The 22,371-nt window shown below is 67.9% G+C and carries 23 protein-coding genes; 3 read left to right on the top strand and 20 right to left on the bottom strand.

Going from position 1 to position 22,371, the window contains the following annotated elements:
* Positions 1-2: 2 nt before the first annotated feature.
* Entirely contained in the window at positions 3-1,253 is a 1,251-nt protein-coding gene (locus ACPL7H_RS07935; protein ID WP_424796453.1) for a class I SAM-dependent methyltransferase, read from the bottom strand.
* Positions 1,253-2,287 (bottom strand): NAD-dependent epimerase/dehydratase family protein, encoded by a 1,035-nt coding sequence (locus ACPL7H_RS07940; protein ID WP_424796454.1) that lies wholly within the window; start codon positions 2,285-2,287, stop codon positions 1,253-1,255. The genes ACPL7H_RS07935 and ACPL7H_RS07940 overlap by 1 nt, the downstream gene beginning before the upstream one ends.
* Before the next feature lie 186 nt (positions 2,288-2,473).
* Between ACPL7H_RS07940 and ACPL7H_RS07945 the strand changes: the two genes are divergently transcribed.
* The 3 genes from ACPL7H_RS07945 to ACPL7H_RS07955 are packed head-to-tail and all read left to right on the top strand — an operon-like array spanning position 2,474 to position 8,042.
* Positions 2,474-4,510 carry a glycosyltransferase gene (locus ACPL7H_RS07945; protein WP_424796455.1) on the top strand — a complete coding sequence of 679 codons (2,037 nt, stop codon included), beginning with the start codon at positions 2,474-2,476 and terminating at the stop codon, positions 4,508-4,510.
* A 26-nt stretch (positions 4,511-4,536) separates the two neighbouring features.
* The gene (locus ACPL7H_RS07950; protein WP_424796456.1) at positions 4,537-5,844 is read left to right on the top strand and encodes an O-antigen ligase family protein; all 1,308 of its coding nucleotides are present in this window, start codon (positions 4,537-4,539) and stop codon (positions 5,842-5,844) included.
* Positions 5,841-8,042: a glycosyltransferase family 4 protein gene (locus tag ACPL7H_RS07955; RefSeq protein ID WP_424796457.1), complete on the top strand. Its 2,202-nt coding sequence runs from the start codon at positions 5,841-5,843 to the stop codon at positions 8,040-8,042. Before ACPL7H_RS07950 ends, ACPL7H_RS07955 begins: the two co-directional genes overlap by 4 nt.
* Here the strand turns inward: ACPL7H_RS07955 and ACPL7H_RS07960 are convergent.
* The 18 genes from ACPL7H_RS07960 to rpsQ all read right to left on the bottom strand — a co-directional run bounded on the left by ACPL7H_RS07960 (position 8,002) and on the right by rpsQ (position 22,360).
* Positions 8,002-9,189, bottom strand: a complete 1,188-nt coding sequence (locus tag ACPL7H_RS07960; RefSeq protein WP_424796458.1) for a glycosyltransferase family 4 protein — start codon at positions 9,187-9,189, stop codon at positions 8,002-8,004. The two genes, ACPL7H_RS07955 and ACPL7H_RS07960, sit on opposite strands and share 41 nt — an antisense overlap.
* On the bottom strand, positions 9,186-10,988 hold the full coding sequence (locus ACPL7H_RS07965) for a hypothetical protein (protein WP_424796459.1): 1,803 nt from the start codon (positions 10,986-10,988) through the stop codon (positions 9,186-9,188). Before ACPL7H_RS07965 ends, ACPL7H_RS07960 begins: the two co-directional genes overlap by 4 nt.
* A gap of 11 nt (positions 10,989-10,999) precedes the next feature.
* Complete coding sequence (locus tag ACPL7H_RS07970) at positions 11,000-12,169, bottom strand: glycosyltransferase (protein ID WP_424796460.1); 1,170 nt, start codon at positions 12,167-12,169, stop codon at positions 11,000-11,002.
* A gap of 455 nt (positions 12,170-12,624) precedes the next feature.
* A complete protein-coding gene (locus ACPL7H_RS07975) occupies positions 12,625-14,061 on the bottom strand; it encodes a sugar transferase (RefSeq protein ID WP_424796461.1) in 1,437 nt (478 codons plus the stop codon).
* Between the two features lie 630 nt (positions 14,062-14,691).
* Complete coding sequence (gene map, locus ACPL7H_RS07980; RefSeq protein ID WP_424796462.1) at positions 14,692-15,534, bottom strand: type I methionyl aminopeptidase; 843 nt, start codon at positions 15,532-15,534, stop codon at positions 14,692-14,694.
* Positions 15,535-15,545: 11 nt separating this feature from the next.
* Complete coding sequence (locus ACPL7H_RS07985; RefSeq protein ID WP_424796463.1) at positions 15,546-16,160, bottom strand: adenylate kinase; 615 nt, start codon at positions 16,158-16,160, stop codon at positions 15,546-15,548.
* Positions 16,157-17,461 (bottom strand): preprotein translocase subunit SecY, encoded by a 1,305-nt coding sequence (gene secY / locus ACPL7H_RS07990; protein WP_424796464.1) that lies wholly within the window; start codon positions 17,459-17,461, stop codon positions 16,157-16,159. Before secY ends, ACPL7H_RS07985 begins: the two co-directional genes overlap by 4 nt.
* Before the next feature lie 182 nt (positions 17,462-17,643).
* Complete coding sequence (rplO, locus tag ACPL7H_RS07995) at positions 17,644-18,138, bottom strand: 50S ribosomal protein L15 (protein ID WP_424796465.1); 495 nt, start codon at positions 18,136-18,138, stop codon at positions 17,644-17,646.
* 3 nt (positions 18,139-18,141) lie between these two features.
* Positions 18,142-18,324, bottom strand: coding sequence for a 50S ribosomal protein L30 (gene rpmD, locus ACPL7H_RS08000; protein ID WP_424786288.1), 183 nt, complete (start codon positions 18,322-18,324; stop codon positions 18,142-18,144).
* Entirely contained in the window at positions 18,321-19,049 is a 729-nt protein-coding gene (gene rpsE, locus ACPL7H_RS08005) for a 30S ribosomal protein S5 (protein ID WP_424786289.1), read from the bottom strand. The genes rpmD and rpsE overlap by 4 nt, the downstream gene beginning before the upstream one ends.
* A gap of 37 nt (positions 19,050-19,086) precedes the next feature.
* On the bottom strand, positions 19,087-19,458 hold the full coding sequence (rplR, locus tag ACPL7H_RS08010; RefSeq protein WP_424786290.1) for a 50S ribosomal protein L18: 372 nt from the start codon (positions 19,456-19,458) through the stop codon (positions 19,087-19,089).
* A gap of 3 nt (positions 19,459-19,461) precedes the next feature.
* Positions 19,462-20,001, bottom strand: coding sequence for a 50S ribosomal protein L6 (gene rplF, locus ACPL7H_RS08015; protein ID WP_424796466.1), 540 nt, complete (start codon positions 19,999-20,001; stop codon positions 19,462-19,464).
* A 16-nt stretch (positions 20,002-20,017) separates the two neighbouring features.
* Complete coding sequence (gene rpsH, locus ACPL7H_RS08020; protein ID WP_424786292.1) at positions 20,018-20,416, bottom strand: 30S ribosomal protein S8; 399 nt, start codon at positions 20,414-20,416, stop codon at positions 20,018-20,020.
* Between the two features lie 56 nt (positions 20,417-20,472).
* Positions 20,473-20,658 carry a type Z 30S ribosomal protein S14 gene (locus tag ACPL7H_RS08025; RefSeq protein ID WP_424790413.1) on the bottom strand — a complete coding sequence of 62 codons (186 nt, stop codon included), beginning with the start codon at positions 20,656-20,658 and terminating at the stop codon, positions 20,473-20,475.
* A gap of 1 nt (position 20,659) precedes the next feature.
* Complete coding sequence (gene rplE, locus ACPL7H_RS08030; RefSeq protein ID WP_424796467.1) at positions 20,660-21,244, bottom strand: 50S ribosomal protein L5; 585 nt, start codon at positions 21,242-21,244, stop codon at positions 20,660-20,662.
* Positions 21,241-21,588: a 50S ribosomal protein L24 gene (gene rplX, locus ACPL7H_RS08035; protein WP_424796468.1), complete on the bottom strand. Its 348-nt coding sequence runs from the start codon at positions 21,586-21,588 to the stop codon at positions 21,241-21,243. Before rplX ends, rplE begins: the two co-directional genes overlap by 4 nt.
* Positions 21,589-21,591: 3 nt before the next feature.
* On the bottom strand, positions 21,592-21,960 hold the full coding sequence (rplN, locus tag ACPL7H_RS08040) for a 50S ribosomal protein L14 (protein WP_424790410.1): 369 nt from the start codon (positions 21,958-21,960) through the stop codon (positions 21,592-21,594).
* A gap of 91 nt (positions 21,961-22,051) precedes the next feature.
* Entirely contained in the window at positions 22,052-22,360 is a 309-nt protein-coding gene (rpsQ, locus tag ACPL7H_RS08045; protein ID WP_424796469.1) for a 30S ribosomal protein S17, read from the bottom strand.
* Between the last annotated feature and the right edge of the window lie 11 nt (positions 22,361-22,371).

Below are 22,371 nucleotides of genomic sequence, written 5' to 3' on the forward strand. Positions count from 1 at the left end.
CGTCAGCCCGGTGGGCTCCCGGGTTCGATAACGTCGAGGTGTGGCAGGGCGACGACGAGTTTGCCACCCCAAGCAGCGACATATTCGAGTTGCGCGCTGATCTCTGCTCGCAAGTTCCACGGCATGATCACCACGTAGTCGGGGCGGGCAGATTCCAGGGCCTCAACCGGATGGACCGGAATGTGGGTTCCGGGCAGGAACCGGCCGTGCTTATACGGATTGCGGTCCACGGCAAAGGAAATGAGGTCGGAGCGCACCCCGCAATGGTTGAGCAGAGTGTTGCCCTTCCCGGGTGCACCGTAGGCGACGACGGTGCTACCTTCCCGTTCGCGGGCGATGAGGAACTCGAGGAAATCGTTGCGGACGGCGGCCACCGCAGCGGCGAAGCCACCATGCCCCGCGACGGTGTGCAGGCCAGCGGCTTCCTCGACCTCCAGCACGCGGGTCACTGCAGCGGTAGGCGTAGGGGCGTGCTCGGTCGGCGCCGACCATGTCCGCAACGAGCCACCGTGGCTCGGCAGTTCCTCGACGTCGACCACCGTCAGCCCGGCAGCGGCGAGGACCCGCTGGGTCGTCAGCAGCGAGAGGTATGAGAAGTGCTCATGGTAGATCGTGTCGTACAGGTTGTCCTCGATGAGGCGCGCCAGGTGCGGAACTTCGATGCTCACCCGGCCTTCGTCGGACAGCATCGCACGCAACCCTCTGGCGAAGTCGACGATGTCCGGCACGTGCGCGAAGACGTTGTTGGCAACGACCAGGTCAGCACGGCCGTGCTCGCGGGCAACCTGGCTGCCTGTCTCTTCGCCGAGGAAGGCCACCAGAGTGGGGATCGATCGGTCAATAGCCGCTTGCGCCACGTTCTCGGCCGGCTCGATGCCGAGGCAGCGGATCCCGCGTGCGGTGACATGTTGGAGCAGGTACCCGTCATTGCTCGCCACCTCGACCACGAACGACTCCGGACCGAGACCGAGTGTGATTGCGCTGTCGTCAACGAACCGGCGGGCATGCGCCACCCATGAGTCGGAGTACGACGAGAAATAGGCGTAGTCGGTAAAGATCTCCTCGGCAGGAACGTAGGTGGGCAACTGCACCAGTAGGCACTCGCCACAGATCCGCACGTGGAGTGGGTAAAACGTCTCGGGCTGGTCGAGTTGATCCGATCGGAGGAAATTCTCGCAGAGGGGCGACATCCCGAGATCCACGAACGTGTGATCGAGTTCCGCTCTGCACAGCCGGCAACGTGGGGCCGGCATCAGCGGGCAACTTCATTCATCCGCAATGTCGTCAGGTCGAGTTGACCGGCTTCTGCCAGTTCCTGGATACGGCGCAGACGCACGAACCTGGGACCTTGGAAGTCTTCGGAGGTCAGGCCCCGTGTCTTGGCGTCGCGCCAGATCTCGCGGATCCCGGCGGGAACGGTCCACTGTGGCTTGAACTCGGGCAGGAGACTGCGGATCTTCGTGAAATCGACCCGGTAGTTCCTCGTGTCCGGGCCAGCGTCAGCAGCGAAGGTCACAGGGGCCCCGGTTATCCGGCTCACCTGCTCGGCGATGGTACGGATCTGCACGACGTCCTCATCGCGGCCCACGTTGAAGGCTTGGTCGTGCACGAGGTCACGGGGAGCCTGCAGCACTGCCAGGAAAGCCCGGGCGATGTCCTCAGCGTGGACCAGGGGTCGCCACGGAGTCCCATCGGACTCCAGGCGCACCTCACCGCGGGTGAAGGCCGTACCCGTGAGATTGTTCACGACGATATCCGCGCGAAGCCTGGGCGAGGACCCATAAGCCGTGGCGTTGCGTAGGTAGGTCGGTGAGAAGTCATCATCGGCCAGTGGGGCGATGCCCTCCTCCGCCCGAACCTTGCTCTCGCCGTACGGGGTGACCGGACGGAACTCACCAGTCTCATCGATCGGCCCGGCACCGCCTGCCCCATAGAGCGAACATGACGATGAGAACAGGAAGCGCGCGACCCCGGCCTCCTTGGCGGTGCGAGCCATATGGATCGCACCCTCGGTATTGACGTCAAAGGTGGCGGCCGGGTTGAGGTGACCGATCGGATCATTGGAGATCGCCGCGAGGTGAACCACCGCGTCGAAGCCGCGCAACTCCGCCGGCTGAGCGTCGCGGATATCGCCGGTGCGCTGTTCATACCCCTGCGGTTGTGCCCCGAAATCGCAACCGTCGTACCAGCCGATATCGAGCCCGACAACCTCGTGTCCGGCGCGCTGGAGCAATGGCACCAGGACGGAACCAAGGTACCCGCGGTCGCCGTCGACCAGTATGCGCATCGTGCACCCTTCGCCGCGTGAGAGATCCCCTGGAGTCGAAGATACTCCTATTCAAGGCTGTCGTGTTCTGGTCCTGGGGAGATTCTGAGAAGGGGCTCGATAAGCCCGCCACATGCGAGACAAACCCCGCCAACGTGCGGGAGAATCAGCATTATGAAGGTGCTTCGCATCTCGCACAGTGCGGTCGTGGATGCATGGCGAGAACGGGAACGGGTGCTGCTCTCCCAAGGGGTCGATGTGCGGCTGGTTTCTGCCCGAGAGTGGAACGAGGGAGGGACTCAGGTACGGCTGCAGCCCAAGCCTGGCGAGAAGGTCCGGGGGTTGGCCACGTTCGGTTCTCACCCGGCCTTGTTCGTGTATGAGTTCCGCCGGTTGTGGCGCACTCTCGGCGAGGGCTGGGATCTGCTGGATATTCACGAAGAACCTTATGCACTGGCCACCGCGCAGATCTTGTTCATGCGTACGTTGCAGCGAATCCTGCCTCGTTCCCGGATGAACCCGCCATCGCCGTACATGTTGTACTCGGCGCAGAACATCGAGAAACGCTACCCCTGGCCCTTTCGGACGTTCGAAGGACGCGCTCTACGCCACGCCTCGGCTCTCTCGGTCTGTAATCGAGAGGCGGGAAGGATCCTTCGGTCAAAAGGCATGGTGGGGCGGATCGAAGTCATTCCGCTCGGAGTGGACCCGGAGATCTTTGCTCCGGGTCCATCACCCGAGGACCGGGAGGCTCCCCCGCCCGAGGAACAGGAGGCTCGCCCCCCCGATGGTGAGGCCACAGCGGGCGGTGAAGTCGTGGTGGGTTACGCCGGCCGGCTGGCCGAACACAAGGGTGTCGATGTGCTGCTGCGCGCCGCCCTGGACGACGAGCGCCTCCACCTGCGCATCGCCGGGGCCGGGCCGCTGGAGCACCAGTTGCGCACCCGAACTGCGGGCCTCGGAGACCGGGTGAGGTTTCTCGGCGCACTGAGCGGGGAGGAACTGCCCTCCTTCTACCGTTCCCTGGACATGCTCGCGGTCCCGTCCCTGCCTACCCCGGGCTGGGTCGAGCAGTTCGGACGGGTGGCCGTCGAGGCGATGGCGTGCGGCATCCCTGTTGTGGCGAGCGACACCGGAGCCTTGCCCGACGTCGTAGGAGACGCCGGGTTGCTCGTCCCTCCTGGTGATTCGCGCGCGTTGGCAGATGCCCTGGTCACGGTGGCGGACGCACCGGGCCTGGCCGAACAGCTGCGAGCCGCGGGCTCCGCGCGCGCCCGCGAGTGTGCCTGGCCGGAGGTGGCGCGCAGGTATCGCGAGTTGTACGAGCACTGCATCACGGGCCCGCAGCGCCCAACCTCAGCATCCGCTGCATCCGCGAGGGAACGGAGCGGTGAAGCGCTCCGCCCGGAGGTGGTGCTGGTGGCCTACGGCGCTCCGGACATGGTGCGCTCCGCGCTGGCCCCGCTGGTGGGACACTTTCCGCTGACCGTGGTGGACAACTCCTCGATGCCGGAAATCCGCAGCATCGCCATCGACTCCGGGGCGCGGTACCTGGATCCCGGCCGCAACGGTGGGTTCGCCGCCGGGGTGAACTACGCCCTGGACCGGCGGGACCACCCGGAGCGGGACGTGCTGCTCCTCAACCCCGACGCCATCATCTCCCCCGATGACGTCACCCTCCTGCAGCAGGCGCTGCACGCCGACCCGGAACTAGCCAGTACCGGGCCGAGCCAGGTCGATGATGACGGCGTAGCGGCCACAGTGACCTGGCCTTTCCCCTCCCCGGCCGGGGTGTGGATCCAGACAATCGGGCTCGCGCGGCTGCGTCGGGTCAGGCCCAGCAGGTCGTTCGTCATCGGCTCGGTGCTGATGTTGAAGGCCGCCGCGATCGCCCAGGTCGGGCGCTTCGACGAGCACTTCTTCCTGTACGCCGAGGAGACCGACTGGGCCTTCCGAGCTCATCGGCTGGGCTGGCGGCACGCGCTGGTACCCGCGGCCACGGCACTGCACCTGGGGGGCGGCACGAGCAGCGACCCGCATCGTCGCGACATCCACTTCCACGCCTCCCAGGAGCGCTACCTGCGCAAGCACTTCGGGGGGTGGAACTGGCAGGTCGCCCGAGCGGGGGTGCTCGCTGGTGCCCTCGCGCGTTCGATCCTCCTGCGCGGCGCTGCGGCGCAGCGTGCTCGATGGCGCCTGCGGACCTACGCGACAGGCCCGGTCCGGGCGGAGGCATCGTTGTGATCGTTCGTTCCACTGGCTGGCTGGTCATGACCGGGGTCGGTGCTGTCCTGTTGCTGGTGATCGGGTTCCTGGTGCCGGGAAACTCACTCATGGCGATCGGCATGGCGGCGCTGGTCCTGCTGATCGGGCTGACGGCACGTCAGCCGGCGACCCTGCCGATCCTGGCGATGCCGGCCTCGGTGATCATCCAGCGGGTCGGTGGCGGGGGTGTGGACCTGTCGGTGTCCGACTTCGCGCTGTTCGGAGCCTTCTGGGCCGCTCTGTTCCTCGCGCCACGGCCGTTCTCCAGGCCGATGCGCTCGATGCTGTGGATCTCGGGCATCTACCAGGTGTCCACCCTGTTCACGGTCATCGCCAACCCGTTCCTGGCCAACACGGTCGAGTGGTTCCACGCATGGCTCTTGGTCGGCGGTGCCCTGGTGGTGGGATGGGCGGTGGGGCGGGCCGGCCGCGCACGCCTCGGGCTGACGCTGTTCCTACTCCCGTGCATCGCGATTGCGGTCATGACCCTCATCACCGCGGGGCAACAATTCGGGACCGGCTACGCCGGTGTCTACCTCTTCGACATGCACAAGAACTTCATCGGCACGGTCCTCGCGTTCGCGGCTCTGGTCACCTATATCAATCCCCGCTGGCTGGACTGGCCCCACCGGCTCGCACAGGGAACCTTCCTGCTGTTGGCGCTGGGGGTCTTCGCCTCCGGGGCCCGTCAGGCGCTCATCGGCCTCGCGGCGGCCATCCTCGTTGTCATCCTGCGGCCGGACCCGGAGCGCAGACGGTCCAAGGTGGTCCTGCTGGCCATCATCCCGGCCATCTTCTACGTCGGGGGCGCGGCGCACGAGCAACTCACCGAGGACAACCCCTTCAACTCCGCGTTCCAACGGCTCGCCTGGTACGACGACGCGATCGAGGTGTGGCGGCGCAGCCCGTGGGTCGGGATGGGGCTGCGGTACTGGACAGCGGGGCGGACGGAGTTCGGTTTCCAGCCCCCGAACGCCGAACTCGAGATGCTCGCCTCCGCCGGTGTGATCGGCCTGGCCGGCTTCCTCGTGCTGTTCGGCGCCAGCCTGGTCGTGCTCTGGCGTATCGACCCCCGCTTCGGCACCCTCGCCTTCACGATGGTGCTGATGCGCTTCGTGCAGGGGCAGTTCGACCTGTTCTGGGTCTCCGTCCAGGCCTCCGTGCCGTTCCTGATCGTCGGTGTCTGTCTGGGGGCGCATGCCTACGCGCAAGCACAGCAGGACCGCGCAGCCGAGGTCGGCCGTCCGCCTCCCGTGAGTGTCCGGCCGGCGACTGATGAGGGACCTGCGGTGAGCAAAGCAGCGACGCGGTGAGGGTGCTGCACGCCATTCGGTCCGGCGCGTTCGCCGGGGTGGAGCGTCACGTCGCCGGACTAGCCCGGGCTCAAGCCCGAGCCGGACACGATGTGGCGATCATCGGAGGACGGCAACAGTCCATGCGTGCGGAGGTGGTCGGACACGCGGTGCGGCTTTGGCCCGGTGAGACCACCCTGGAGGTGGTGCGCCGGTTACGTCGGGCAGCACCCGGTGCCGACATCGTGCACGTGCACATGACCGCCGCCGAGATCGCCGTGACTCTCGCCGCTGTCGGCCGGCGCCACTTCCCTCCCGTGGTGACCACGCGCCATTTCGCCAGGACTCGGGGCAGCGGCGTGGGGAAAGCACTGCGGGCGGCCCTGGCCAGCCGGCGGCTGAGTGCTCAGATATCGGTCAGCGGCTACGTGGCCGAGCATGTCGACGGGGCCAGCGTGGTGGTGTATCCGGGCATCCCGTCGGGACCGGAGATTCGGCCCGCGCGTGACCGCGAAGCCGTGGTCCTCATCGCCCAGCGGCTGGAGGCCGAGAAACGAACCGATCTGGGAGTACGCGCCTTCGCTGCCTCCGGGCTTGCGCGGGCCGGGTGGTCACTGCAGATCGCTGGTGACGGCTCCCAGCGGACGGCGCTGGAGGACATGGTCAGCAACCTCGGCCTGACCTCGCAGGTTCAGTTCCTGGGTCACCTCGACGACGTTCCCGGCCGGATGGCCAGCGCCGGCATGTTGCTGGCCCCCTGCGCCATCGAAGGTCTGGGCCTCAGCGTGCTGGAGGCGATGGTCCACGGGCTGCCGGTGGTCGCGGCCGGATCCGGCGGGCATCGTGAGTTGCTCTCCGGCCTGGATCCGCTGGGCCTGTACCCACCGACGGATCCACGCGCAGCGGGTGAGTCCTTGGCGGCGCTGGCGGCCGACCCGGCGCGGCGGGACGCATACGCAGCCGCCGCCCGCTCGGCCCAACGGGAGCGATTCAACCCGGCAGCACAGTCCCGGGCCACCGAGGACGTGTACCGGTCGGTCCTGCACGGTTCCTCACCGAGCCCGGAACTCGTCGTGATCTCACTTGAGGCATGGGATGAGATCTGGCGCCGCAACCAGTACCTGCTCGCCGAGCTGGTGCGTGCCGACCCCGGCCTGCGCGTGCTCTTCGTGGAGCCGCCTGCCGACCCGTTGTTCCAACTCTCCCGGAGGCGACTTCCCCGGTGGGGAGCCGGGTTGCGCCCGCTGCAGGGGGCCACGGACGACCAGAGGGGTGGCGGAGTTCTGCTGTTCCAACCGACGAAGGTGTTACCGCGCAGAATTGACCGGCACGCTGACCAGCGGCTCGCGAAAGCCGTGCAGCGGGCCAGCCACCGGGCAGGGTTTCGCAGCCCGATGCTGTGGCTCAACGACCCGGCTGCCTCCGCGATGATCACGAGCACGCCCTGGCCATCGCTGTACGACATCACCGACGACTGGCTGGCCGCCGACCGGGACGCCGCCGAGCACGAGCGGCTCGTCGCCAGTGAGCAGATCCTGCTGGCTCGTTGCGAGGAGGTCACCGTATGCTCCGCGCACCTGGCCCGGACCAAGGGAGAGCAACGACCGGTCACGCTCATCACCAACGCTGTGGATCTGGACCGGTACCGCCGGCCCCAGCCGCGCCCAGACGACCTCCCGGCCGGACCGGTCGCCCTTTACCTGGGCACGGTGCACCCGGACCGCTTCGATGTACCACTGGCTACGCGAACGGCTCGTGCGGTCGGGAAATCAGCCACGCTGGTGCTGGTTGGACCGATAGTGGACATCAGCGCCGCCGAACGATCCCGGTTGGAGCAGGCCGGGGTCGTCGTCCTCGGCGGACGACCGTGGCGCTCGGTACCGGCCTATCTGCAGCACGCCGACGTGCTCTTGGTTCCGCACCTCGTGAACGAGTTCACCGACAGCCTGGATCCGATCAAGTTCTATGAGTACCGCGCTGTCGGTCGCCCGATCGTGGCCACACCTGTCGCGGTGTTCCGGGACAGCGAGGACCCTCTGATCACCGCAGTGGACGCCCACCACTTCCCGCAGGCGGTCGCCCGTCTCCTGGGACGTCAGCACCCGCCCGCGGACCCGCCCGCGGACCCGCCCGCCGGAGTCCCGACCTGGCGGGATCAGGCGATCCTCATGGGTGAGGTCATCGCACGTTTGCGGCGGCACGGCGCCACGTCGCAGTGACCGTGGCGGCCGTCCGGTCCACCGAGAACCGCTCCCGGGCCGACGCCCATGCCTGCTCCGCCCTCCTCGCCGCAGCGTCGGGATCGGCCAGCACTTCGCTGATCCCCCGGGCCAGGTCCGCCACATCCCCCGGTTCTACCAGGACGCCGAGCGTCTGACCGTCGTCCCGCAGGATCTCCGGCACACCGCCGGCACGGGTGGCCACCACCGGCACGCCCCGGATCATCGCCTCGACGACCACCTGCCCGAAGGGCTCAGGAACCGGCGAGGCGTGCACGAAGGCGTCCAGTGCGTCCAACTGCGGGCCGACGTCATCGGTGAAGTCCAGCCACGCGATCCGGTCGCCCAAGTCTTCGGCATGGCGGCGCACCTGCTCGGCGTAGTGCTGCGCACCGAACATCGGCGCGCCGACGATCCGGAGTTGCACATCGGGATACTCCTCGAGCACCAGGCGGCCGGCAGCCACGAACTCGGCTTGACCCTTGGTCGGACTGATCCGTCCGATCATCCCCACCACCCGGCCGTCGGACCTCCGGTGCGGTGCTGCCAGGACTTGGGCCTCCTCGAAGCCGGGGTAAGCGAGGACCACCGGCACCCCTGGGAGGGTCCGCGCCGTAGCCCGGGAGTTTACGATCACCGCGGCGGGCACCCGGGAGAGCAGGCGGACCAGCCGCACCATCACCACCGGTAGGTAGTCGGGGCTGATCCGGTCATGCACGTGCCACACCAGCGGCCGCCGGGTCAGCATGGCCACCACGATGCCGATCAGGTCGGACTTGAGCGAGGTGGTGTAGATCAAGTCCGGTCGCAGCCGCCGCACCCGCCTGGTCAACCGGACGGTGAAGCGGGCGGCCTGCACCGCCGTCCGCGGCCACCGGGAGAACCGCCCGGTGCTGACCCGGTCGAGTTGACCGAGCGCGGGTGGCACCGGCTCGGTCCCCACCGGGATACCGGTGCGCCGAATGCGCTGTTGAAGCGGGCCGTCCTCGAACAGTAGAACCCGTGGATCGACGACCTTGCGGTCCAGTACCTTGCACAGGCGTTCCAGCGCCAACTCTGCCCCGCCGAGGCTGGCGGTATGGTCCAGGACCAGCACCCGCAGCGGCCGGTCTCCTCCACTGGGGGCCTCGGGGGCACCCGTGCTCATGACCGCCCGGCCGGGCTACCCACCCCGCTTTGAACCTCCCGTCGCGACACGCCCTTCGACGGCACTGTCACGTCGGCCGCCGAGGGCGGGCTACTCGGTGTCGCGGGGTTCTCGGGCCTCGTTGCGGTCGCGGCCGGGGGGGCCGACCCGGCCGGGCCGGGCCCCGGCGCCTGCGCTTTCGCAGCGACCTGATCGGCCCCAGCGGTCTTCACAGTGGTCCGCTCGGTTCCGGCGACCTGCACGGCGGCTTCGGTGGTCCCAACCGTCCCCGCCTGTGGGTGCTCGCTGCGACGGCGGCGAGAGAACAATCGGCGCAACTTCCCGCCACGTCCCGTCAGTTCATCGCTGCCGTAGGTGGACGCATACAGAATCCGGCGGTCCCGGGCCACGCCGACCAGCGCGATGCCTACTAACGGAACCTGATTCGTTCGCAACCGGTCCACCGCCTCTGTCAGGGCATTCCGTTCGGTCTTCCCCGCCGTTGCCACCAGCACCACACCGCTGGCGTACTGGCCCAGAATCGTCGCATCGGCCGCCGCCAGTACCGGAGGTGCATCGATCACGAGCACCTCACAGGCGCTGCGCAACTCCTCGATCATCGCCCGGACCCCGTCGGTGGCCAGATAGTCCGCCGGGTCGAGTCGCTGCAGCGGCAGTGTTCGCACCGAGAGATTCGCGATCTCACTACGCTGTGGGTCCGATTCGCTGCTGGCGCCGACCGATTGGAAGAGTCGATCGAAGTCAGGCTGGCGCAGGTCGCCGGACAGCGCAATCGTGCTGCGGCCACTCAGGGCGAAGGATGCCGCCAGGTTCGCCGCGCCGAACGAGCGCGAACCGTGGCCGTCGACCGCGGTCACCACCACAACCTGATGCTGCTCCGATGGCATGGTGACCGCGACGGCGGTGCGCAGTTCCCGGATCGACTCGGTGAACGGGGTGGCCACATGCCGTGTCACCGGGAGCATGCGGGTGGCACGGAAGTCCCTGGTCGCCTGACGCAGACCGTAGATGTGCGCCAGCACCGGTGCGCCCGCTAGTTCGGCGACCTCGCCATCGATACGGAGGCGTTGGTCGAGACTCCGACGCAAGAAGGCCAAGCCCACCCCCGCCACCAGCCCGCCGAGCCCCGCCAGGGCGATCACCTGGACATCGGGCATGCCCTGAGGAGCGGCGGACTCGGCCGGACTGGTGATGACAGCCAACTCCGGGGTCGCCTGCAGGGTGTTCAATCGAACCGACAGGGCCGTGTACTCCTCCACGATCAGGTTCTGCTCTGCCAGGGCCAGGGCATCGTCCTCATTGACGTTGAGACGGTCGGTCACGTCGGTCAGTTGCTCGGAGAGCGCCTCCTGCCGTTCCTCGACATACTCGATCTCAGCAGTCCGATACCCGGCGAGATTGTCGATATAGGCCTGGGCGAACGCATCGGCTATTTCCATCGCCTGCTCCGGGCTGAACCCCTCAGCCGTGACGTCCACCATGGGACCGAACTGTTCCGCGGAGACCATCGAGGCCAGCAACGTCGGCGGTGCTGAACTGTCCAGCAGTGTCGCGGCCGCCTCGGCCACAGAACTCGAGCGGAAACTGGCGCTGACATCACCTTCTGAGCCCGCACCAGCCGAGGTCCCCTCGCTCAGTTCAGTTGCCAGGTCCTCCTGCAACTCGAGCCTTGTCACGGACTCGAACATCGGCATCTGACGGTCAAGGTAGAACCAGGCGCCAGTCAGGGCAACGACCATGGCGAGTAGCACCAGGTACCACCCAGCCCGAATAACCCGGCCGAACTCGCGTAGTGTCATCCGGGGCCTCCTCAGGCTGCCCGGGGCCGCTTCGCCCCCGAAGAGTCAACGCATTCCAGCGTCACGGTGCGCAGCCGGGAGATGAACCGGTCGAGCCCGAACCCCGCGACATGCGCTCTGATCACCTCAGTATCCCACGTTTGGGCTGTGACATCAGCCACAGCAACTGCAATCTTTTCGGCTTCCGGAGCGGCGAAGAATACTCCGGTGACGCCATCGATCACGGTGTCCAGGTAGCCACCGTCGCCCAGAACTACCGAGGGCTTGCCGAATGCCCCGGCTTCCAGGGGCGACAGCCCGTAGTCCTCGTAGGAGGAAGCAACCAGCGCACCGGCGCCCTGATAGAGCCAGCGCAGTTCGGCGTCCGCAACCCGGCCAAGCAGCACCACACGCCCCGCACCGGAGGCGTTGACCTGCTCGGCCATACTCTGCAGTCGCATCCGGTCCGGCCCGTCACCCACGATGACCAGAGTCTGGCCATCGAGCAATCCCATCGCCTCGACCAGGACGTCGACGTTCTTGTACGGCAGCAGACGCGCGACACATAACAGGAAGCCCGGGTCCAGATCCGCCACCGGCTGCACCTCGCCGCCGGGCAGCATTGCCGGTGGAGGTGGCAGCACCTCTGCTTCGATCCCGTAGGCCTCGCGGATCGCTCGGGCGGTGACGGTGGAGTTCGCCAGATACACGTCGGCCCGGTCCGCGGCCCTGCGGTCCCACCCGCGCAGTGCCGGCGTAAGCGCGGTCAGCGCTCCGCTCGCCAGGACCCGGCGGGCGCGGTTGGCCAGGCCTGCTCCGTCCCGACCGCTGAGGTAGCGGGAGCGCTGATAGAGCCAACGGGCGGGGGCGTGGCAGTAGACGACGGTGCGCTCCGCACCACGGTAGCCGTGCGCCCAGCCGGTGGAACTGGTCAGCAGGACGTCGGCCCGCACGCGTTGCGCGGAGACAGCCGGCGCCAGCAGCGGCAACGCCAGGCGGTGGTGCCGGCGAAGGACTCCGATCCTGTTCAATCCGGTGGTTCGCAAATCCAGCGCGCCGAACTCCGGGAAGGTCCCCTCTGGGTCGTACAGCGTGGTGTACATCGGAGCATCCGGAAATGCCTGAGCGAGCCACAATGCCACCCGCTCGGCTCCGCCGCGCTGGGTGGCGTAATCATGGGCGAGGGCCACCGGCACACTCATCGGGCACACCCCTTCAGTGTTGACGAACTCGTCCGTGACGCCCCGGCACATGGCAGCGAGGCAACGACCAGCAGCGCCCTGGGTCCACCCGCTCGTGCGGGCGATTGCCGTGGCATGGCCACGTGGTGCACGTGGTTGCCGCACATGTCATCGCCCCCGAACACGACGACTACCTCAGCTGCATGGTCGCCGCGGTACGCCTGGCGCCATGCGCTGGTCTGGCGGGGAATGGGCGAACGTGGCTCGGCGTCGTTCGAGCCGGCAGGAGGAAGTGCGCCCCCGACGGGGGTCCGGGAGCGCACTCCCTCCAGCCGGCGCGAACGGGGCGGAAGCGACGGAACTGACGTTTGTTCGTCTGACCCGCCCGCTCGTGCCGACAAGCGGAGGTACGCCCCCGTCGGGGGTCCGAGGGCGCACCTCCTCCAGCCGGCGCGAGCGCACGGCAGTTTGTGATGTCAGTACGCACCTCGACCCCCGACCACCGCGCCCGCGGTGCGGGCGAGGATCTTCAGGTCGGCCCGCACACTGCGGTTGTCCACGTACCGAAGGTCCAGTCGGACCGACTCGTCCCAATCAAGATCGGAGCGCCCCGAGACCTGCCACAGTCCGGTCAGCCCGGGCTTGGCCAGCAGCCGGTGGTAGGCGCGGTCATCGTACTCGGCGACCTCGCGCGGCAGCGGCGGACGCGGCCCCACCAGGGACATGTCACCCCGCACCACGTTCCACAACTGGGGCAACTCATCGATGGAGAAGCGACGCAGGATCCTGCCCACGGGTGTGACCCGGGGATCCTCGCGCATCTTGAACAGCACGCCGTTGCCATCGCTCTGCTGGACCAGTTGGGCCAGACGCTCTTCGGCGTCGAGGTACATGGTGCGCAACTTCAGCATCGTGAAGGGCACTCCGTCCTCACCGACCCGGGTCTGACGGAAGAACACCGCGCCGGGACTGGTCACCTTGACTGCCAGCATCGCCGGGACCAGGACGGCCATCGCCAGCACGGTCAGCATCAGGCCCAGGCAGCGGTCTATCGCCGCCTTCAGCAGCATCGTGACCCGGGAGGGGCCGAGCGCGATCCGGACCATCGGGGTGCCCTTGACCGAGACCAGTTCGGTGCGGTGTGAGGCGACCTCGGCGACGTCCGGCGCGATGAGAAGGTTCACACCGAGCGGTTCGAGCCGCCAGCTCAACTGCCGCAGTTCCTCCGCGGTGAGGGCGTCCGCGGCCACCAGCACCGTGTCCGCACCGAGCTGCCGCACCAGTCCGGGTGCCTCGGTCACGCCGCCGAGCACGTCGTCGTCCTGGCCCGGTGCGCCCCCGGGCCGGCACCGGCCCAGGATGGTCACGCCCTGCCCGCCGTGTTCGCGCATCAGACCAGCGAGCCCACCGAAGGAGTCGGTTGCCCCGATCATGAGCACCCGGCGGTCCAGATCGCCGTCGCGGCGCAGGCGTCGGATCAGCAACTGGTGCACCCCGCGCATCAGTGCCGCCATTGCGACGCTGACGCTCACTGAGTACAGGAGCAGTGGTTGCGGGATCTCCACCACACCGAAGTAGGCCAGCCCCATCGCGACGGCCGCTGCCACGAGGATCCCGTTGAGCAGTGCCCGCAGGTCCTGGCGGGCCAGGCCCCAGTGGTGGCGCCGATACCCTCCGCGCAGTGCGACCACAACGGTGATCACCGCGCCGGCGCAGGTTCCGGCAGCCAGGGCGTGCAACGGGGAGTACGTGAGCACGGTGACGACGGCGACAGCGATCGAGACGGCCATCAGGTCCACCGCGGCCATCCCGATGGTGAGCACCGAGGCGTGTGGCCGCAGCGTCTCCCGCAGCCATCCGGTGCGCCGGTTGACCAGGTCGAAACGATCCAGAACCGCCGAGTAGACGCTCATGAACTCATACCGGCAGGTGGGGTCCGGAGGCCGGAGGTGCAAGGGGACCGGCGCGTCGACACGACCATCGCGATCCCTCCGATTCCCTCTGGAGGGCCCTAGTTGCCCCGGATCCGATACCGAGTGGGCGCTCCCCCGAACACTGTTGAGTCAACTCTCATCGGCACCGGGGTTCCAGGACGGGACCGGATGATTCCGGCCGGACGCCGGGTGAGCCGCGCGAGGCTCCGACGTCGCCGCAGGACGAGCGGGTTGTGGACTCGGGGTGATCAGAAGCGTCAACGGGCCCCGAGCACGGGTCGACGGCGGCGCGAATCTCCGCGCAACCGGCGGGTGAACCCGCCTCACCCCCGGCTCACCCGCACCGTCAGTGCGCCGGGTACCGGCCGTCCTCGATGTGGCGGGCCAGGGACGGAGGCGCCCGGCCGCGGGCCGGTGCGGGGACGTCGCACGGGCGGGTCCGATTACGTCGCTCGGGTACGTTCAGCCCGCGCGGGTCACCCGTAATGCATGCCCGACGACGTGGACGGGGGAAGTCCGGCCCGTCCAACCCGACCAGGGGCATGCCCGACGACGTGGGCGGGGTGGGTCAACCCGCCCCGCTCAGCGAGGGGGCGGTCAGCATGAGTGTCAGTCCAGTGGCGCGGCGGCTACGCCGCGGGCGGCCAGTTCGGCTGCTCCGCCATCGGGTGCGGTCAGCACCCAGATCCCGCCGTCGTGCACCGCGACGGTGTGTTCCCAGTGGGCGGCGCGGGACCCGTCGGTGGTGACCACGGTCCAGTCATCGGCCAGCACCTTCGTCTCGGCGCCGCCACGGGTGATCATCGGTTCGATCGCCACGCACAGACCGGCGCGGACCTTGGGTCCCCGGTGGGCGGAGCGGATGTTCAGCACGTCGGGAGGCTGGTGCATCGCCGACCCGATGCCGTGGCCCACGTACTCGGCCACGATGCCCAGCGTCGTGTCCTCCCGGGCCGCGACGCGCTCGATCTCGTCCTGGATCGCGTCGCCGACCACGCCCAGGCGCTGCCCCTTGGCAAGCGCGGCGATCCCGGCCCACATAGCCGATTGCGTCACCTCGCTCAGCAGGTGGTCACCCGGATCTCCGGGGTCGTCGTCGCCGGCTCCCACCACGACGGTGAACGCGGCGTCGCCGTGCCAGCCCTCCACCACGGCACCACAGTCGGCCGAGAGCACGTCGCCTGCTTCCAGGACCCGCTGCCCGGGAATGCCGTGCACCACCTCATCGTTGACCGACAGGCACACATGCGCGGGGTAGCCGTGGTAGCCGAGGAAGTTCGAGACGGCACCGGCGCGCTCGAGCACTCCGGCAGCGACTGCGTCCAAATCGGCGGTGCGCACTCCGGGCACCGCCGCCGCGCGGATCGCCGCGTGGATCTCGGCCACCACCAGGCCCGCCTTGCGCATCCGACGGATCTGATCAGTGGTCTTGTACTCGATGTTCGAGAACAACCCCCTGGCGCCTACTCCCGGGGGCCGGCGGCGTCGTGGCCGGCGGCCTGGCCCAGCCGCGGGTTCAATGCCGCCAGGATCCGCTCGGTCACCTCATCGACAGCACCCAGACCGTCCACCTGCACCAGCAACCCACGCTCTTCGTAGACGGTGGTCAGCGGCGCGGTCTGCTCGGCGTAGACCTGCATCCGGCGCCGGATCACGTCCTCGGTGTCGTCGCTACGGCCCTGCTCGGCGGCACGGCCCAGCAGCCGGGCGATCACCTCATCGGTGCCCGCAGTCAGTTCGACCACCGCATCCAGGCTCTTGCCCGCCTCGGTGAGCATCCGGTCGAGTTCGGCCACCTGCACACCGGTGCGCGGGTAGCCGTCCAGGAGGAAGCCCTCGGCGGCGTCGGGCTGGGCCAGGCGGTCGGCCACCATCGCGTTGGTGACCTCATCGGGTACGTACTCACCGGCGTCCATGTACCGCTGGGCGCGCTGGCCGAGTTCGGTGCGCTCGGCCACGTTGGCCCGGAAGATGTCTCCGGTGGAGACGGCCGGGATGTTGAGTTGCTCCGCCAGGCGGGCCGCCTGGGTGCCCTTGCCCGCTCCGGGCGGGCCGAGCAGGATGATGCACTTGCTCATCGCAGGAACCCTTCGTAGTGACGCTGCTGCAGTTGTGCGTCGATCTTCTTGACCGTGTCGAGGCCGACGCTGACCAGGATCAGAAGTGAGACCCCACCGAAGGGGATGTTGGAACTGACACCCATCAGTTTGAACGCGATGGTGGGGATCAGCGCCACGATGGCCAGGTAGATCGCGCCGACCGTGGTGATCCTGGTGATCACGTACCGCAGGTATTCCGCGGTGGGCCGGCCGGCGCGGATCCCCGGGATGAAGCCACCGTAACGCTTCATGTTGTCCGCCACGTCGTCGGGGTTGAACGTGATCGAGGTGTAGAAGAACGCGAAGAAGATGATGAGCAGGGTGTAGATGGCGATTTGGATGTTCGCCGCCGGGTCCTGCAGGTTCTCGAGGACCCACTGCACCCAGCCGGTGGTCTGGTCCTCGGCGAACTGCACCGCCAGCGTCGGCAGCGCCAGCAGCGAGGACGCGAAGATCACCGGGATCACACCGGACATGTTGATCTTGATCGGGATGTAGGTGGAGGAACCGCCGTACATCCGGCGGCCCACCATCCGCTTGGCGTACTGCACCGGGATCCGGCGCTGGGACTGCTCCACGAACACGATCAGCACGATCACCACCGCACAGATCAGCAGGAACAGCACCACGTTCAGCACGCCGTCCTCGGCGGCCGCGATCTGCTGGACCGCACTGGGGAAGCTGGCCGCGATGGAGGTGAAGATCAGCAGGGACATGCCGTTGCCGACGCCGCGCTCGGTGACCAGTTCACCCAGCCACATGATCAGCCCGGTCCCGGCGGTCATGGTCAGGATCATCAGGACCAGGGTGGACCAGTTGTCGTCCGGGATGATCGGGACCTCACAGCCCGGGAACAGGTTCCCGGTGCGGGCCACGGTGATGATCGTGGTGGCCTGCAGCACGGCCAGGAAGATGGTCAGGTAGCGGGTGTACTGGGTCAGCACCGCCGTGCCCGACTGTCCCTCCTTGTGCAGTTCCTCGAACCGCGGGATCACGACCCGCAGCAGTTGCACGATGATGCTCGCGGTGATGTAGGGCATGATCCCCAGCGCGAACACGCTCAACTGCAGCAGGGCGCCCCCGCTGAACAGGTTGATCAGCCCCAGCACGTCCCCGCCCTCGGTGGGTTGACCGGCGATGCAGACCTGCACGTTGCCGTAATCGACCCCCGGGGTGGGGATGAAGGAACCAAGGCGGAAGAGCGCCATGATCCACAGCGTGAACAGCAACTTCCGCCGCAGATCGGGTGTGCGGAACGCCCGCACGAATGGGCTGAGCAATGGTCCTCCTGCTACATCGGCCGCGCACGGCCCGGTCCGGGCGTGGCGGTGTGCTCCACTACGACCCTACCGGGCATCACGCATCGGCAATGATGGGTTGGCCGGGTCGGCAGCGGGCCTCGGGACGCCGAACGCGGCGGCTCGGGATATGACTCCCGATGCCGCCGCCTTCACGCATCGTCTCAAGCCTGCTCGACGCTGCCGCCGGCCGCCTCGATCTTCTCCTTGGCCGAGGCCGAGGCCGCGTCCACGGTGATGGCGATCTTGACGCTGATCTCGCCCGAACCGAGGAGCTTGACCGGGTGACCGCCGCGCACGGCGCCCTTGGCCACCAGGTCCTCCACGGTCACTGTGCCGCCGTCGGGGTACAGGGCGGACAACCGGTCGAGGTTGACCACCTGGTACTCGGTCTTGAACGGGTTGTTGAACCCGCGCAGTTTCGGCAGGCGCATGTGCAGCGGGGTCTGCCCACCCTCGAACCGCGCCGGAACCTGGTTACGGGCCTTGGTGCCCTTGGTGCCACGGCCGGCGGTGGTGCCGCGACCGGAGCCGTCCCCACGTCCCACCCGCTGCTTGCGGGTCCTGGCGCCGGGTGCGGGACGCAGGTGATGCACCTTCAGCGCCGGCGCCGCCGACTCGGTGGACTCGCCCGCCTGCTTGTCGTTCTTCTCGGCCATGGCTTACTCGACCTCCTCAACGGTGACCAGGTGGGCCACCTTGTCGACCATGCCGCGGATCTCCGGACGATCCTCCTGCACCACCGTGTCACCGATGTGCTTGAGGCCCAGGCTCCGCAGCGTGTCGCGCTGGCTCTGTCGCCCGCCGATCGCGGACTTCTTCTGGGTGACCTTCAGTTCACTCATGACGCCACGCTCGCGGAGGCGTCGGTCGAACCTTCACCCGAGGCCGCATCATCGGCGTTCTGCCCACGGCCCTCGGCCTGGGCGCGCAGCAATGCGGCCGGCGCGACGTGGTCCAGGGGCAGGCCACGGCGTGCCGCGACAGCCTCGGGCTGCTCCAGGGACTTCAGCGCCGCCACCGTGGCGTGCACGATGTTGATCGCGTTGGTCGAGCCCAGGGACTTGGACAGCACGTCGTGGATCCCGGCGCAGTCCAGCACGGCGCGGACCGGGCCACCGGCGATGACTCCGGTACCCGGGGACGCCGGGCGCAGCAGCACCACACCGGCGGCGTCCTCACCCTGCACCTTGTGCGGGATGGTGTTCTTGATCCGGGGCACGGGGAAGAAGTTCTTCTTCGCCTCGTCCACGCCCTTGGCGATCGCCGCAGGCACTTCCTTGGCCTTGCCGTAGCCCACACCCACGGTGCCGTCGCCGTCGCCGACGACGACCAGTGCGGTGAAGCTGAACCGGCGGCCACCCTTGACGACCTTGGACACGCGGTTGATGGTCACGACGCGCTCGACGTAGTTCTTCTCCTCGTTCCCACCACGGCGGCCATCGCCACCGCGGCGGTCGCGCCGACCCCCGCTGCGGGAGTCGGCGCCACGGGAGTCAGTGCGCTCGGATCGGTTGTCGGCGCTCCCACTGCTACTGCGCTCGTTCCTACTGCGCTGCGGTGCAGCCATCATCGATTCCTTTGCTTGTCGGTGCGGATTCGGTCGGTCACAGGGACAGACCTCCTTCACGTGCGCCCTCCGCGAGCGCGGCCACACGGCCGTGGTAGCGGTTACCGCCGCGATCGAACACCGCGGTCTCGACGCCGGCGGACTTGGCGCGCTCGGCGATCAGTTCGCCGACCTTGCGGGCCTTGTCGGTCTTGACCCCGTCCGCGGCGCGCAGGTCGGCTTCCAGGGTGGAAGCCGAGGCCAGCGTGGTGCCGGTGGTGTCGTCGACCAACTGGGCCACCATGTGGCGCGCCGAGCGGTTGACCACCAGGCGGGGACGCTGCGGCGTGCCACTGATGCGCTTGCGCACCCGCAGGTGCCGGCGGGCGCGGGCGTTCCGCTTCCCGGTTCCCTTGATGGAGACAGCCATGGCTTACTTACCAGCCTTTCCGACCTTGCGGCGGACCTGCTCGCCCTCGTACCGCACACCCTTGCCCTTGTAGGGCTCGGGCTTGCGCAGCTTACGAATGTTCGCGGCGACCTCACCGACCTGTTGCTTGTCGATGCCGGAGACGGAGAACTTGGTGGGCGATTCCACCGTGAACGTGATGCCCTCGGGGGCGGTGACCGTGATGGGGTGGGAGAAGCCGAGCGCGAACTCCAGGGTGGAGCCCTTGGCCACGACGCGGTAACCGGTACCGACGATCTCCAACCTCTTCTCGTACCCCTGCGTGACCCCCTGGACCAGGTTGGCCAGCAGGGTCCGGGTCAGGCCGTGCAGGGCACGGGACTCCCGCTCCTCGTCCGGACGGGACACCACCAGGGCGCCGTCGTCGTCCCGGACCACCGTGATCGGGTCCGGCACGGTGTGGTTCAGGGTGCCCTTGGGGCCCTTGACGGTGACCGCAGCGCCGTCGATGCTGACATCGACGCCGCCGGGCACGGCTACTGGGACCTTTCCGATGCGTGACATGTTCCGATCCCTCCCGTCACCAGACGTAGGCGAGGACTTCCCCACCCACGCCCTTCTTCTCGGCCTGCTTGTCGGTGAGCAGACCCGAGGACGTGGACAGGATCGCCACGCCCAGGCCGCCGAGCACCTTGGGCAGGTTGTTGGACTTCGCGTACACCCGCAGACCCGGCTTGGACACGCGCCGCACACCGGCGAGCGAGCGCTCCCGGTTCGGCCCGAACTTCAAGTTCAGGGTGAGGGTCTTGCCGACCTCGGCGTCCTCGACGCTCCAGTCACTGATGTAACCCTCCGCCTGCAAGATCTCGGCGATGTGGGCCTTGAGTTTGGAGTACGGCATCGCAGCCGACTCGTGGTACGCCGAGTTGGCGTTGCGCAACCGCGTCAACATGTCGGCGATGGGGTCTGTCATAGTCATGGGCTCTGCGCCCTTCCTCGTCGTGGTTTCCTACCCGGACCTTCGACGTAGTCGTCTTACCAGCTGCTCTTGGTCACGCCGGGGAGCTGGCCCTTCAGGGCCATCTCCCGCAGGCAGATACGGCACAGGCCGAACTTGCGGTACACCGAGCGCGGACGGCCGCACTTGGTGCATCGGGTGTAGGCGCGCACGCCGTACTTGGGCTTGCGATTGGCCTTGTTGATCAGTGCAGTCTTGGCCACGTCAGTTCTCCTTGAACGGGAAGCCGAGACGACGCAACAGCGAGTGTCCCTCGTCGTCGGTGTCGGCGGTGGTCACAACCGTGATGTCCATGCCGCGGACCCGGTCGATCTTGTCGGGGTCGATCTCCAGGAAGACCGACTGTTCGTTCAGCCCGAAGGTGTAGTTGCCGTGCCCGTCGAACTGCTTGGGCGGCAGCCCGCGGAAGTCGCGGATCCGGGGCAGGGCCAGCGTCAGCAACCGGTCCAGGAACTCCCACATCCGGTCACCGCGCAGCGTGACACTGGCGCCGATGGCCTGGCCCTCGCGGAGCTTGAACTGGGCGATGGACTTGCGGGCCCGGTTCACACGGGGCTTCTGCCCGGTGATCTGGGTGAGGTCGCTGATCGCGCCCTCGATCACCTTGGAGTCGCGGGCCGCGTCCCCCACGCCCATGTTCACCACGATCTTGACCAGACCGGGCACCTGGTTGATGTTGCCGTAACCGAACTCGGTCTGCAGTTCGCTCAGGATCTCCTGGCGGTACTTGCTCTTCAACCGCGGCAGCACGGCTGCGCTCTGGGTGGCGGAGTCGGTACTGGTGCTCATGAGATGTCCTTACCGGAACGCTTGGCGACGCGGACCCGGGCGGTGCGCGTGCGGCCGTCGCGCTCGACTTGCTCGCTGCGATAGCCGACCCGGGTGCCCTTCTTGGTCTCCGGGTCGACCAGCATCACGTTGCTGATGTGGATCGGCGCCTCGATGGTCTCGATACCGCCGGTGGTCGAACCGCCGCGGCCCGCCTCGGTGACCTTGGAGTGACGCTTCACGCGCTGCACACCCTCGACCACCAGGCGTCCGGTCTCGGCCTGGACTTCCAGTACCCGGCCGGTCTGACCCTTGTCCCGTCCTGAGATGACGACGACGAGGTCGCCCTTCTTGATCTTTGCCATTGCTTACAGCACCTCCGGGGCGAGCGAGACGATGCGCATGAACCGCTTGTCCCGCAACTCACGGCCTACCGGGCCGAAGATTCGGGTTCCGCGCGGCTCGCCGTCGGCCCGCAGGATGACAGCGGCGTTCTCGTCGAAGCGGATGTAGGAACCGTCGTTACGGCGGCGCTCCTTCCGGGTACGCACCACAACCGCTTTGACGACCTCGCCCCTCTTGACGTTGCCGCCGGGGATCGCGTCCTTCACGGTGGCGACGATGACGTCGCCGATGCCGGCGTAGCGACGCCCGGAACCACCGACCACCCGGATGCACAAGATCTCCTTGGCCCCGGTGTTGTCGGCGACCTTGAGCCGCGACTCCTGCTGGATCATTCGTTCTACTCCTGTCGTCGTGCCGGTTCTCGACTACTCCTCGAGCCTGGCCGAACGGATTGGTGGACTTAGCGGGATCAATCCCTGATGGTCACTTGGCCTTCTCGACGATGGACACGATCCGCCAGCGCTTGGTGGCGGACAGCGGCCGGGTCTCCATGATTCGGATCAGGTCACCGACGCCGGCCTCGTTCGCCTCGTCGTGCGCCTTGACCCGGGTGGAGCGACGGATGACCTTGCCGTACAGCGGGTGCTTGACCCGGTCCTCCACCTCGACCACCACGGTCTTGTCCATCTTGTCGCTGACCACGTACCCGCGACGGGTCTTGCGGTACCCGCGCGGGGTGGCTGCGTCCTCTGCCGGCGCCTGTGGCGTCCCGGTCTCTGTGACTTCGCTCATCGTCGCCTCTT

Source organism: Pseudactinotalea sp. Z1732, from assembly GCF_049724975.1.
Classification (GTDB): domain Bacteria; phylum Actinomycetota; class Actinomycetes; order Actinomycetales; family Beutenbergiaceae; genus CALKWS01.